Source organism: Pelomonas caseinilytica (assembly GCF_021353235.1).
In the GTDB taxonomy this organism is placed as follows: domain Bacteria; phylum Pseudomonadota; class Gammaproteobacteria; order Burkholderiales; family Burkholderiaceae_C; genus Pelomonas; species Pelomonas caseinilytica.
Window position 1 is genome coordinate 463,164 of record NZ_JAJTWT010000004.1, and the last position, 12,437, is coordinate 475,600.

The 12,437-nt window shown below is 70.9% G+C and carries 9 protein-coding genes; 7 read left to right on the forward strand and 2 right to left on the reverse strand.

Features of this window, described 5'->3' with window-relative positions; genetic code table 11:
• Positions 1–19: 19 nt before the first annotated feature.
• Both LXT12_RS12710 and LXT12_RS12715 read left to right on the forward strand, forming a co-directional pair.
• A complete protein-coding gene (locus LXT12_RS12710; RefSeq protein WP_233392551.1) occupies positions 20–769 on the forward strand; it encodes a PP2C family protein-serine/threonine phosphatase in 750 nt (249 codons plus the stop codon).
• Between the two features lie 10 nt (positions 770–779).
• Positions 780–1,187, forward strand: a complete 408-nt coding sequence (locus tag LXT12_RS12715; RefSeq protein WP_233392552.1) for a DUF4280 domain-containing protein — start codon at positions 780–782, stop codon at positions 1,185–1,187.
• A 67-nt stretch (positions 1,188–1,254) separates the two neighbouring features.
• Here the strand turns inward: LXT12_RS12715 and LXT12_RS12720 are convergent, their stop codons facing one another.
• Together LXT12_RS12720 and LXT12_RS12725 are read right to left on the reverse strand one after the other, a co-directional pair.
• Positions 1,255–2,340 (reverse strand): hypothetical protein, encoded by a 1,086-nt coding sequence (locus LXT12_RS12720; RefSeq protein ID WP_233392553.1) that lies wholly within the window; start codon positions 2,338–2,340, stop codon positions 1,255–1,257.
• 48 nt (positions 2,341–2,388) lie between these two features.
• Positions 2,389–2,958: an OmpA family protein gene (locus LXT12_RS12725; RefSeq protein ID WP_233392554.1), complete on the reverse strand. Its 570-nt coding sequence runs from the start codon at positions 2,956–2,958 to the stop codon at positions 2,389–2,391.
• A gap of 174 nt (positions 2,959–3,132) precedes the next feature.
• Between LXT12_RS12725 and tssK the strand changes: the two genes are divergently transcribed.
• The 5 genes from tssK (at position 3,133) to LXT12_RS12750 (ending at position 12,188) form a co-directional block, all read left to right on the forward strand.
• Positions 3,133–4,470, forward strand: coding sequence for a type VI secretion system baseplate subunit TssK (gene tssK / locus LXT12_RS12730; protein ID WP_233392555.1), 1,338 nt, complete (start codon positions 3,133–3,135; stop codon positions 4,468–4,470).
• 137 nt (positions 4,471–4,607) lie between these two features.
• On the forward strand, positions 4,608–5,963 hold the full coding sequence (locus tag LXT12_RS12735) for a DotU family type VI secretion system protein (RefSeq protein ID WP_233392556.1): 1,356 nt from the start codon (positions 4,608–4,610) through the stop codon (positions 5,961–5,963).
• A 186-nt stretch (positions 5,964–6,149) separates the two neighbouring features.
• Complete coding sequence (tssM, locus tag LXT12_RS12740; protein WP_233392557.1) at positions 6,150–9,692, forward strand: type VI secretion system membrane subunit TssM; 3,543 nt, start codon at positions 6,150–6,152, stop codon at positions 9,690–9,692.
• 109 nt (positions 9,693–9,801) lie between these two features.
• Entirely contained in the window at positions 9,802–10,410 is a 609-nt protein-coding gene (tagF, locus tag LXT12_RS12745; RefSeq protein ID WP_233392558.1) for a type VI secretion system-associated protein TagF, read from the forward strand.
• 8 nt (positions 10,411–10,418) lie between these two features.
• Positions 10,419–12,188, forward strand: coding sequence for a type VI secretion system contractile sheath domain-containing protein (locus LXT12_RS12750; RefSeq protein WP_233392559.1), 1,770 nt, complete (start codon positions 10,419–10,421; stop codon positions 12,186–12,188).
• The last annotated feature ends 249 nt before the right edge of the window (positions 12,189–12,437 follow it).

Genomic DNA, 12,437 nt, shown 5'->3' on the forward strand with positions numbered 1-12,437 from the left:
AGCAAAGGACCCCACACCCGTGCATATCGAGCTGGCATTGATGTCGGAACGCGGCGGCCGCGACTACAACGAGGACGCCTGCGGCCACTGGCACTCCGAGCGCTACCTGTGCTGCGTGCTGGCCGATGGCGCCGGCGGCCATGGCGGCGGCGACGTGGCCTCCAAGCTCGCGGTGAGCCACGTGCTGCAGGGTTATGCCAACGCACCGGCCCACCACCCGCAGGCCCTCGAGGCCCTGCTGATGGACACCAACCGCGAGGTACTGGCCCACCGTGCCGACAACCCCGCCCTGCGCAACATGCACTCCACGGTGGTGGTGCTGTCCATCGACCTGCAGGAGCGCCACGCCCTCTGGGGCCACTGCGGCGACTCGCGCTTCTACGCCTTCCGCGACGGGCGCCTGGCCGAGCGCACGCGCGACCACAGCCTCGTGCAGTCCCTCATCGACGCCGGCCTGCTCGACGAGGCCGGCGCGCGCGTGCATCCCAAGCGCAGCGAGCTGTATTCCGCCCTGGGCACCGAGGGCAGCGATCTGCAGATCAGCGTCTCGCAGACGCCCTTCCCGCTGTTCGGGCGCGAGGCCCTGATGCTGTGCACCGACGGCCTGTGGGAATGGGTGCCCGACGACGAGATCGCCGCCGCCCTGGCCGCCGCCCACGAGCCGCAGGCCTGGCTCAACGACCTGGAGCAGCGCGTGCGCCGCGCCGCGGCGGGCTCGCCCAAACACGACAACTTCACGGCACTGGCCCTGTGGCTGGGACCGGATTGAGGAGAACGCCATGCCCCAACACGTCTGCAGCGGCGCCGCGCTGGCCTGCCCCTTCGGCGCCGCGCCCAGCCAGTTGACCGTGCTGCCCAAGAACAAGATGAAGACGAGCAACCAGCCGGCGGCCAACATCATGGACAACGTGCCCAACGTCAACATCGCCCCCTTCGGCGCGTGCAGCAGCATGGGCAATCCGACGGTGGCCTCGGCCACCGCCTCCGCCACCGCCGCCGCGATGGGCGTGTTCACGCTGACGCCCATGCCCTGCCAGCCGGTGTTCCCGGCGCCCTGGACGCCCGGCGCCGCCACGGTCATGCTGGCCAACATGCCGGTGCTCAACAACACCTCGACGCTGAACTGCGCCTACGGCGGGGTCATCACGATCACCATGCCGGGGCAGACGACGGAGATGGTGCCCTGAAAGCACGTCGCCGCCCGAGGGCGGCGACATCGACCGGAGTGCGCGGCAGAACGCCGCGGGGTGAAGGTCAGTTCAAGCGCGTCAGGCCGAACTGCCCGACCAGGTTCTTGACCTCGTAGCCGGGGATCTTCTTCAGTTCGGCCTCGAGCTTCTTGACCGCGTCGTTGCGGGCCTTCTCGATCGCGGCATTCAGCTTGGCGACGTCGGGGTCGTTCTTGAAGCCGTCCTTGTCCTTGCCGCCGTACTTCTTCTTCCAGATCTCTTCGATCTTGGCCTGGGCCGGCGCGATCTGCTTCTCGTAATCCTTCTGCGCCTTGGCCGTGAGCTTGTCACCGGCCTTCTCGGCCTCGGTGGTGGTCACCAGCTCGTCGCCCGACTTCAGCGTCGCCGCGGCCCCGAGGTTGCCCTTCACCTTGCAGTTCTTGATGCCCTTGGCCTTGAGCAGCTCCCACACCTGCTTGGTGTAGTTCTGCATCGCGCCGCCCTGGGCCGTGAAGCAGCCGTCCAGGTAGATGGTGCCGGAGTAGCTGGGGTTGAGGCGCTTCTTGGGGTCCTTGTTGTCGACCAGCAGCGCCACCAGGTCCTTGGGCGAGCTGCCGGCGAAGTCCTTGCCGTAGATCTGGCCGCTGGCCGTCTTGTCCTCGTCGCCATGGGCCAGCAGGATGATGGACACGCTGCCGTCGATCTCGCCCAGCCCCTTGCCGTCGCCCTTGACGCCCAGCGCCTTGACCATGTCCTTGGCGGCCTTGTCGATGACCTTGTCGCCCTTGTCGAGGTTGTAGACCTTGGTCTCGGTCAGCAGCTTCTTCTGCTTCTCGCGGATGCCCTTGTAGTCGGCGACCAGCGTGCAGGCGCGCTCGTACTTGGCGTTCTTCAGGTCCGTGACCAGGAAGATCATGTCCTTGCCCGACATGCCGGCGCGCAGCCAAGGCTGGGCGCACTTGCCGCCCACCAGGTCCTCCTTGACCTTCTTGACGATCGCGGTGGCGTCGTTCGCCTTCACCACCAGGCCCTGGATGGGCCGGCCGACGAAGGCGATGAGATCGTCCCCGATGCCCTTCACGAGCTTGCCCGCGTCGTAGTTCGCGATCGCGTTGGGATTGGTGGCCTTGATCTCGTAGACGACGGTACCGCTATCGATGGATTTGCTCATGGTCTTCGTGGCTTGTTGATCGGCGGGATGCGACGGCGGGCGAGTGCGCTACTTGCGGCCGATCTCGACGCGGCGGTTCTCGTCCGCGTTGGGCTTGGCCGGGTTCTTCAGGTCCTTGGAGCCCACGCCCTCGGTCACCAGCATGGCCGGGTCGGCGCCCTTGCCCACGAGGTAGTCGCGCACCGACTCGGCGCGCTTCATGGACAGGGCCTGGTTGGCCTCGGGCGTGCCGGAGGCGTCGGCGTGGCCGATGATGCGCACCTTGCGGTCGCTGTTCTTCCTGGTCTTGAGCACGTCGGCGAAGACGTCGAGCTGGCGCTTGAGCAGGGCCGGCAGCTCGGCCGAGCCGACCCGGAAGGAGGTCGCGGGCAGCGAGTACTTGATGGCCGGCTTGAAGCCCATGCACTTGAAGCCGTTGGCCTCCAGCTCCTTGCACTTGTCGTCGGGGAACAGGCCTTCGGCGATGGCCTCGGCGGTGGGCACGGTCTTGCCCAGGTCGACGGCCTCGGGCGCCGAAGCCGCGGGGGGCGGCACGATGTCGGGCGTCTGGGCCGCCACCCAGGAACTCAGGGTGAGGCCACACAGGGAGAGGACCAGGGCGGGGCGAAGCTGCTTCATGGCGGATCTCGTGTCGTCGGGGGTGGAACGCTGACTGAGTGACCGCCGGCCGCGAATGGTTCCCGTGCGGGCCGGGAACCAAGCCGCCGCCCCGGTCACTCAGTGCCTGATCGCAGGCCGTCATGGCTGCGCCCCCGCTCCCTTTCCCCCGCTCCTTGAGGCAATTGCATCCCTATGACCTGGCGTGACCGAGTGATCTGGACGGAGGGCATGTTCCTCCAGCCGCAGCACTTCCAGCAGCATGACCGCCACTGGGAGCACCAATGGCGCCAGCGCCTGCAGCAGGCCGTGGCCTACGCCTGGGGCTTTTCCGCCCTGAGCCTGGACGAGGCCTCGCTGACCCTCGGCAAGGTGGGCCTGGCCGCCGCCCAGGGCCTGCTGCCCGACGGCACGGCCTTCTCGGCGCCGGGCAGCGACCCCGCCCCGGCCGCGCTCGACATCCCGCCCGACGCCCGCAACGAGATCGTCGTGCTGGCCGTGACCCTGCAGCGCCCCGGCGTCGTCGAGACCGATGCCGAGCAGGCGGCCGGGGCCATGGGCCCGCGCTTCCTGGCGGCGGAAGTGGACGTCGGCGACAGCAACTCCCAGCTCGACCGCGACGCCGCCCTGCAGATCGGCCGCCTCAACCTGCGCCTGATGCTGCAACGCGACGCCGGCGACGGCTATGCCACCCTGGGCGTGGCCCGCGTCGTCGAGCGCCGCGCCGACAACCGGGTCGTGCTCGACCCGAGCTTCGTGCCGCCGCTGCTGCACGCGCCCGCCCACCCGGTGCTGGACGGCTATCTGCGCGAACTCTGCGGCCTGCTGAACCAGCGCGGCGAAGCCCTGGCCGCCCGGCTGGCGGCACCCGGCCGCGGCGGCGTCGGCGAGATCGCCGACTTCCTGCTGCTGGAGGCCGTCAACCGCAACCAGGCCGTCTTCAACCACCTGCGCACGCTGTCGCTGCTGCATCCCGAGCGGCTCTACAGCGACTGCCTCGCCCTGGCCGGCGACCTCGCCACCTTCCGCGACAGCCGCCGCCCCACGGCCTACGCCGACTATGTGCACGACGACCTCGCCGCCACCTTCCGGCCCGTCATCGACGACCTGCGCCAGTCGCTGTCCATGGTGATGGAGCAGACGGCGATCCCCATCGAGCTGCAGGACCGCGCCTACGGCGTGCGCGTGGCCCTCATCCCCGACGTGGGGCTGCAGCGCACGGCCACCTTCGTGCTGGCCGTGTCGGCCCAGCTGCCGGGCGACGCGCTGCGGGCGCGCTTCCCCACCCAGGTCAAGATCGGCCCGGTCGAGCGCATCCGCGACCTCGTCAACCTGCAGCTGCCCGGCGTCGCCCTGCGCCCATTGCCGGTGGCGCCGCGCCAGATCCCCTACCACGCCGGCCACAACTACTTCGAGCTGGAGACGCGCGGCAACGAGCTGTGGAAGCAGCTCGAAAGCTCCGGCGGCCTGGCCATGCACATCGCGGGCGAGTTCCCCGGGCTCGAACTCGAGTTCTGGGCCATTCGCGCCTGACGCCATGGAAATCCGAACACAGCCACAGAGGCACAGAGACACAGAGAAGTCGGGCCCAGGCCTGCGCTCGTGCGTCTGCCCGGTCCGGCTGTCTCTGTGCCTCTGTGGCTGTGTTCCTGAATTGATCGGTTGATCCCATGAGCGATCCCAACAACGACGATCCCTTTGCCGCCTTCGGGCAGGACCGCACGGTCATCAAGCCCAGCGCCGGCCGCCCCATCGGCGGCCAGCCGCAGCAGCAGCCCGCGCGGCCGGCGGCGGCCGCGGGCGGCACGCCGGTCGGCGTGCCCGCGGGGCCGGCCGGGCGGGAGGCGCCCCTGGCGCTGGAAGCCCTCACCACCGCCAGCCTCAACCCGCTGGTGGCCGCCGCCATGCCGCTGCTGTCGGCCGCGCCGCGCATCCGCCACAGCGCCCAGCATCCCAACCCCGCCGGCCTCAAGGAGGCGCTGGCCGAGGGCGTCCGCGCCTTCGAGGCCAAGGCGCGCGCCGACGGCCTGCCCAACGAACAGGTCATCGCCGGCCGCTACATCCTGTGCACCCTGCTCGACGAAGCCGCCGCCAGCACGCCCTGGGGTGGCTCCGGCGCCTGGGCGGCGCAGAGCCTGCTGGTGCAGTTCCACAACGAGTCCTGGGGCGGCGAGAAGGTCTTCGCGCTGATGGCCAAGCTGGCCGAGAACGTGCCGGCCAACCGCAACCTGCTCGAGCTCCTTTACGTCTGCCTGGCCTTCGGCTTCGAGGGCCGCTACCGCGTCATCGACAACGGCCGCGCCCAGCTCGACGGCGTGCGCGCCCGCCTCGCGCAGATGCTGCGCCAGGGCCAGACCCCCGACCCGGCGCTGTCGCCGCGCTGGCAGGGCGCCGAGGCCCGGGATGCCGGCCTGCGCCGCAAGCTGCCGCTGTGGGCCGTCGCCGCGGCCACGGCCCTGGTGCTGCTGGTCGTCTACATGGGCCTGCGCTTCGGCATCAACGGCGCCTCCGACGACGTGTTCACGGCCTTGCGCAGCTATGACGTCAAGACCGCCGCCGTCGCCGCGCCCGCGCCGCCACCGGCCGCACCGCGCCTGGCCGGCCTGCTGGACGCCGACATCAAGGCCGGCCTCATCGAGGTCAGGGACCTGGCCGACAAGTCCATCGTCGTCATCAAGGGCGATGGCCTGTTCGGGCCCGGCAGCGCCGAGGTCTCGTCCGAGCTGCGCCCGCTGGTGCTGCGCATCGGCGAGGCCCTGCAGCGCATGAAGGGCCCCATCCTCGTCACCGGCCACACCGACAACCAGCCCATCCGCTCGCTGCGCTTCCCGTCCAACTGGCACCTGTCGCAGGCGCGGGCCGAGGCCTTCCGCAACCTGCTGTCGGAGCGGGTCGACATCAACCGCGTCCGCGCCGAAGGCCGCGCCGATGCCGAGGCCGTGGCCGACAACGCGACGCCCGCCGGCCGCGCGAAGAACCGGCGCGTCGAAGTCACGCTGATGGTCCAGGACGGACGCTCATCATGACGACTGCATTTGCCAGGGCCGCAGAACACAGCCACAGAGACACAGAGGCACAGAGAGATTGCGCCTGTGCCTCCGTTGTGCCGCAGCGCCTCTGTGTCTCTGTGTCTCTGTGGCTGTGTTTGGCAACCCCTTCGCAGGCGCCCGCCGCCTCGTCGAAGGCAGACGCAGCGCGACGGAACTCCTGATATGAAGAAATTCCTGTCCATCCTCTTCCACCCGATCACGCTCGGCGTGTTCTTCCTGGCCGTTGTCTCGGCCCTGGTCTGGTGGGTCGGCCCGTTGATCGCCTTCGGCGAGCACCGGCCGCTGGATTCCAGCCTGGTGCGCTGGATCGTGCTGGCCGTCGTGTGGCTGCTCGGTGGCCTGCGGCTGGTGTGGTCGCAGATGCGCCGGCGCCGCATCAATGCCGCCCTCGTCAAGGGCATGGGTGGCGGCCCGTCGGCCGCGGCCAAGGAGGAAGCGGTGCTGCAGGAGCGCTTCAGCCAGGCCATCGGCCTGCTGAAGAAGGCCCCCGGCAGCAAGCGCGGCCTGTTCGCCGGCAACTCGCTCTACGACCTGCCCTGGTACGTCTTCGTCGGCGCGCCGGGCTCGGGCAAGACGACCGCCCTGCTGAATGCGGGGCTGAATTTCCCGCTCGCCGACAAGCTCGGCCAGGCCAGCGTGCGCGGCGTCGGCGGCACGCGCAACTGCGAGTGGTGGTTCAGCGACGAGGCCGTCCTCATCGACACCGCCGGCCGCTACGCCACGCAGGACTCCGACAAGGACACCGACGCCTCGGCCTGGAACACCTTCCTGGACCTGCTGCGCAAGGCGCGCCCGCGCCGCCCCATCAACGGCGTGCTGCTCACCGTCAGCGTGCAGGACCTGCTGGCCCTGCCGCCCGACCAGCGCAAGGAGCAGGCCGCCCGCATGCGTGGCCGCATGCAGGAGCTGCAGCAGCGCCTGGGCGTGAAGGTGCCGGTCTACGTGATGGTCACCAAGTGCGACCTGCTGGCCGGCTTCAACGAGACCTTCGGCCCCATGGGCAAGGAGGAGCGCGACCAGGTCTTCGGCTTCACCTTCCCGCTGGCCACCGCACCGGGCGAGGAGGTCATGGCCAACTTCGGCAGCGAGTTCGCCTCGCTGGAGAAGCGCCTGCGCGAGCGCCTCATCGAGCGCATGGAGGCCGAGACCGACACGCTCAAGCGTGCCGTCATCTTCGCCTTCCCGCAGCAGTTCGGCGGCCTGCGCGGGCTGCTGGGAGGCTACCTGGAGACCGTCTTCGGAGGCGGCGGCGCGCTGGACGAAGCCCCGCGGCTGCGCGGCGTCTACTTCACCAGCGGCACGCAGGAAGGCACGCCCATCGACCGCGTGCTCGGCGCGCTGGCCCGCAGCTTCGGCGTCGAGCGCCGCCTGACGCCGCCGGCCGCCGCCAAGGGCCGCAGTTATTTCCTCAACCACCTGCTGCGCAAGGTCGTCTTCGTGGAGCAGGGCCTGGTGGGCCAGAACGCCCAGGTCGAGCGGCGCAACGCCCGGCTGCGCCTGGCCGGCTTCGCGGCCCTCTCCCTGGCCACGCTCACGCTGCTGGTCGGATGGGGCTTCAGCTACGTCGGCAACAAGCGCTACATCGCCGAGATCGAGGCCAAGCTGCCGGCCCTGCGCGACACCGTGGCCGCGCTCCCGCCCACCAGCGGCAGCGACCCCTCGGCCCTGCCCGAGGCGCTGGCCGCCATCCGCGACGCGGCCCAGCCGCCCGGCTTCGCGCTCAGCGACCCGCCGCTGCGCCTGGGCTTCGGCCTCTTCCAGGGCGACAAGCTCGACGCCGGCGCCCAGGTGTCCTACCACCGGCTGCTGGAGCGGGCCCTCGCCCCGCGCGTGGCGGCACGGCTGGAGGAGCGGCTGCGCACGGCCAACCGCGACAACCTGGAGTTCGCCTACGAGTCGCTCAAGGCCTACCTGATGCTCTACACGCCCGAGCACCTGGATGCCGCGGGCCTGCAGGCCTGGGTGGGGCTGGACTGGGACGCCAACCTCGAAGGCAGCCTCGGCCCCGAGAAGGTGGCCCTGCTGAAGAACCACCTCGACGCCCTGCTCTCCCGCGGCGCCTTCGAGGTGGCCCAGCCCATGGACAAGACCCTCGTGGCCAGCGTGCGCGAGATGCTGGGCGCCTACCCGCTGGAGTACCGCATCTTCAGCCGCCTGCGCCGTGCCCAGATCGACGGCGACCTGCCGCCCTTCACCGTGGCCGCCGCGGCGGGCCCGCAGAGCCCCAACGTCTTCGTGCGTGCCAGCGGCCAGCCGCTGACGCAGGGCATCCCCGGCATGTTCACCCGGGACGGCTACAAGAAGGCCTTCCAGACCTCGGTCGACAAGACCGCCAGGCAGCTCGCCGAGGAGGAGGCCTGGGTGCTGGGCACCAACCCCGCCACGGCCAAGCGCCAGGCGGCGGACAAGACCCTGGTGGAGCGCGTGCGGCGCCTCTACCTGGAGGAGTACGTCAAGGTCTGGGACGCCTACCTCGCCGACGTGCGCCTCGTGAAGATGAACGGCCTGGACCGCGGCATCGCCGTGTCGCGCCTGCTGTCGGCGGTGGACTCGCCGCTGGCTGCCTTCCTGCGCGCGGCCTCGCGCGAGACGACGCTGATCGATCCCGCCGGCGCCGACAACGCCCTGGCCAAGGAGGCCAACAAGAAGGTGGACGACGCCGTGCTCGCCAAGGGCGGCGAGCTCGCCCGGCTGGCTGGCAACCAGGCCCGCGCGCCCCAGGCCATCTCGACCGGCGGCCCGCTGGAGAAGATCGTCGACGACCACTTCGACTCGCTGCACCGCCTCGTCACCGGCACGCCGCCGCCGCTGGACGACGTGATGAAGATGTTCAACGAGGTCTACGTGCAGCTCAGCGCCGTGCAGGAAGCCCTGAAGAGCAAGTCGCCGCCGCCGGCCGGTGGCGGGGGCGCCAAGCTCAAGGCCGCTGCCGGCCAGCAGCCCGAGCCACTGCGCGGCGCGCTGGAGACCCTGGCCGAGGCGGCCGACAACCAGAGCCGCCTGGTGGAGCGCCAGAGCCTGACGGGCGAACTGCAGCCCATCGCCGACTTCTGCGCCCGCGCCATTGCCGGCCGCTACCCCGTCGCCCAGGGCTCCAAGGTCGACGTGCTGCCCGAGGACTTCGGCCAGTTCTTCGCGCCGGGCGGCATGATGGACGACTTCTTCAGCCGCAAGCTCAGCCCGCTGGTCGACGTCGGCACCAACCCGTGGAGCTTCCGGCCCACGGGTGACGGCAGCCGGCCGGTGTCGCCCGCGGCGCTGGCCGACTTCCAGCGCGCCGCCCGCGTGCGCGAGGTCTTCTTCCGCAACGGCGGCAAGGCGCCGGCCTTCCGTGTCGACGTGCGCGCCCTGGAGCTGGGCGACGGCCTGAAGGAACTGACGCTGGACATCGACGGCCAGGTCACGAAGTTCACGGCCGGCAGCAACCAGGCCGTCAGCCTGCAGTGGCCCGGCGCACGGCTGAGTTCGCAGATCCGGCTCAGCGGCCAGCCTGGCGGCGCGCCGGTCAGCTTCGACGGCCCGTGGGCGCTGTTCCGCCTCTTCGACCGCTTCGAGGTGCAGGGCTCGCCGCAGCAGCCCGAGCGCTTCGTCGTCGTCATCAACCTCGACGGCCACCGCGCCCGCCTGGAGGTGACGGCCAGCAGCGTCTTCAACCCCTTCCGGCTGCGCGAGCTGCAGCAGTTCCGCTGCCCAGGGGCTTTGTGAACATGGGCATTCAAAGAAACAGCCACAGAGGCACAGAGGCACAGAGAGAGTGGGACTCCGAGTCCCTCTGTGTCTCTGTGCCTCTGTGGCTGTGTTCGGAGTTTTCGACATGACCGCAGGCTGGTACGGCAAGTTGCCAGCCCTCGGCGACTTCGCCTCGCGGCGACTGACGCCCGAGTGGATCGCCCAGTGGGACGGCTGGCTGGCCGAGGGCCTGCACCAGCTGCGCGAGGCCGCGCCCGACAGCTGGCTGGACGACTACCTCGCCAGCCCCGCCTGGCGCTTCGCCCTGCTGCCCGGCTGCATGCCCGACGGCTCGGGCGAAGGCCTGCGCGTGGGCGTGATGATCCCGTCGGTGGACCGCGTGGGGCGCTACTTCCCCCTCGTCGTCGTCAGCGAGCCGCTGCCCCGGCCGGCCGACGGCGCCCAGGTCGCCGCGCTGTGGCAGTGGGCGGGCCGCATCGAGGAGATCGCCGTCAACGCCCTGCACGACGACTGGAGCGCCGAAGCCCTGGACGCGGCCCTGGCCGAGGCACCGCCGCCCGCCGAGCCGCAGGCCACCGATGCGAACGTCCCGGCCGCGCTGACCGCCCTGCTCGGCCAGGCCGCCTGGGACGGCCTGCAGGGCTGCAGCCTCTGGATGCACGCGGCCAGCGGCCCCAGCGTGCAGCCCGCCCTGCCCCGCGGCGCGGCCTTCGCCGCCCTTTTCAGACCTTGAGGATTCCCATGGCCCACTCCGACTGGACACCCGACTACGGCACGCTCGACGCCGCCGCGCCCCCCTGGGCCGCCAAACGCCCCGTGCGCATCGCCCTGCTCGGCGACTTCGGCGCCGGCGCCGCCGCCGGCCGGCTCGACACCGGCAGCGACCTCGCCCGCCACAAGCCCAAGTCCGTCGAGTTCGACTCGCTGGAGGACTGGCTCGGCCAGCAGGACCTGACGCTGACCCTGCCCATCGGCAGCAAGCGCGGCGGCGTGCAGGTGCCCCTGGCCGACCTGGAGTCCTTCCATCCCGACACCCTCTTCCGCGAGCTGGACTTGTTCAGGAAGCTCGCCGACCTGCGCAAACGCCTCAACAACACGGCCACCTTCGACAAGGCCGCGGCCGAGGTGGCCAAGATGGCCGGCATCAAGAAGAAGGCCTCGCGCGCCGGTCGCGGCGCGCGGGCCCGTGGCGCGGCGCCGGCCGCCGGCGCGCGGCTGGACGACTTCGCCCGCCTGACGGGACGAACGAGCGCCCCCGAGGCCGGCGGCATCGACGCCCTGCTGCGCGACGTGGTCGGCCCCTTCGTCGTGCCGGCCGCCAAACCCGAGAAGGCCGGCCTGCTCAATGCGCTGGATGCGGCCATCGCCGACGGCATGCGCGCCGTGCTGCACCAGGCCGACTTCCAGGCCGCCGAGTCGCTGTGGCGCGGCGTGGACTTCCTGCTGCGCCGCCTGGAGACCGGGCCCATGCTGCAGGTCCACCTCATCGACGTCAGCGCCGAGGAGTTCGCCGCCGACCTCAGCAGCGGCGACGACCTGACGGACACCGGCCTGTACAAGCTGCTGGTAGAGCAGCCCAGCCAGGCAAAGGACGGTGGCTACACCTACATCGCCGGCCTGTACGAGTTCGAGGCCACGCCGCCGCACACCGAACTGCTCGGCCGCATGGCCAAGGTGGCCGAGGCGGCCGGCGCCGGCTTCTTCACGGCCATGGCCGTGGACGATCTCGCCAACCCCAAGAAGCCGCCCCATCCGCTGGTGGCCGAGGCCTTCACCGCGCTGCAGGCCCTGCCCGAGGCCCGGCGGTTGAGCCTGCTGGGCCCGCGCTTCCTGCTGCGCCACCCCTACGGCAAGCGCAGCGACCCGATCTCGTCCTTCGCCTTCGAGGAGTTCACGCTGGCCGACGGCCTGTCGGGCATGCTCTGGGGCCACCCGGCCCTGCTGGCCCTCACGGTGCTGGCCGGCCAGGGCGGCACGCCGACGGTGAACGACCTGCCCTTCCATCACTACGTCGACGCCGACGGCGACAGCACCGCCCTGCCCTGCACCGAACGCTTCATTTCGACGGTGGCGGTGTCGGCGCTGGCGCGCTGGGGCGTGGGCGCCCTGGTCGCGCACAAGGGCGAGCCGAGCGTGCGCCTGGCTGGCCTGGCCGGCTTCACCGCGGCGGGCGCGGCCTCCAAGGCCGGCGCGCGTGCCGGCATCGAGATGAGCCTGAAGTCCAAGCTGGCCGAGGCCGACGCGCGCCCCGCGCGGCGCGGCACTGCCACCGACGACGACAGCCCCTCCGACGCGGACGAGGCCATCGCCGGCCTCGACGATGCCGGCACCAGCAGCGATGGCGACGCCGGCACCGACGACCTCGACGCGCTGCTGGCCAGCCTGGGCGGCAGCGACGACGGCGACGCGAGCGGTAGCGACGATCAGCCCGGCGAGGGCGACGCGTCCGCCGCAGCGGACGACGCCGACATGGACCCCGAGCTGGCCGAGCTGCTCAAGTCGCTCGGCTGACCCAACCGCCACGATCTGCCGCAGCACCAGAACAAAAATGGCATGTCCCAAGGAGGCTCCGCCGTGAAGCGAGGATATCTGCGCAAGTACTAAACCAGGGCGAGATGACGGCGGGTCTGCAGCGCAGGACTAAACCGCTCGCGCGGTAACCGCTCCGGCAACACCACGATGGCTCGTCGGGTTTGTGGCTCTGCCAAGTTGGAGAGCGAGGCGATTTGCCTCGCTCTTCGATTGGAGCTGAACCATGAG

What these genes read in the sequence shown, in the direction of transcription:
- tagF (WP_233392558.1), top strand. Translation starts at nt 9,802, where the DNA reads ATGACCGCAGGCTGGTACGGCAAGTTGCCAGCCCTCGGCGACTTCGCC.
- LXT12_RS12720 (WP_233392553.1), bottom strand. Translation starts at nt 2,340, where the DNA reads ATGAGCAAATCCATCGATAGCGGTACCGTCGTCTACGAGATCAAGGCC.
- tssM (WP_233392557.1), top strand. Translation starts at nt 6,150, where the DNA reads ATGAAGAAATTCCTGTCCATCCTCTTCCACCCGATCACGCTCGGCGTG.
- tssK (WP_233392555.1), top strand. Translation starts at nt 3,133, where the DNA reads ATGACCTGGCGTGACCGAGTGATCTGGACGGAGGGCATGTTCCTCCAG.
- LXT12_RS12735 (WP_233392556.1), top strand. Translation starts at nt 4,608, where the DNA reads ATGAGCGATCCCAACAACGACGATCCCTTTGCCGCCTTCGGGCAGGAC.
- LXT12_RS12725 (WP_233392554.1), bottom strand. Translation starts at nt 2,958, where the DNA reads ATGAAGCAGCTTCGCCCCGCCCTGGTCCTCTCCCTGTGTGGCCTCACC.
- LXT12_RS12750 (WP_233392559.1), top strand. Translation starts at nt 10,419, where the DNA reads ATGGCCCACTCCGACTGGACACCCGACTACGGCACGCTCGACGCCGCC.
- LXT12_RS12715 (WP_233392552.1), top strand. Translation starts at nt 780, where the DNA reads ATGCCCCAACACGTCTGCAGCGGCGCCGCGCTGGCCTGCCCCTTCGGC.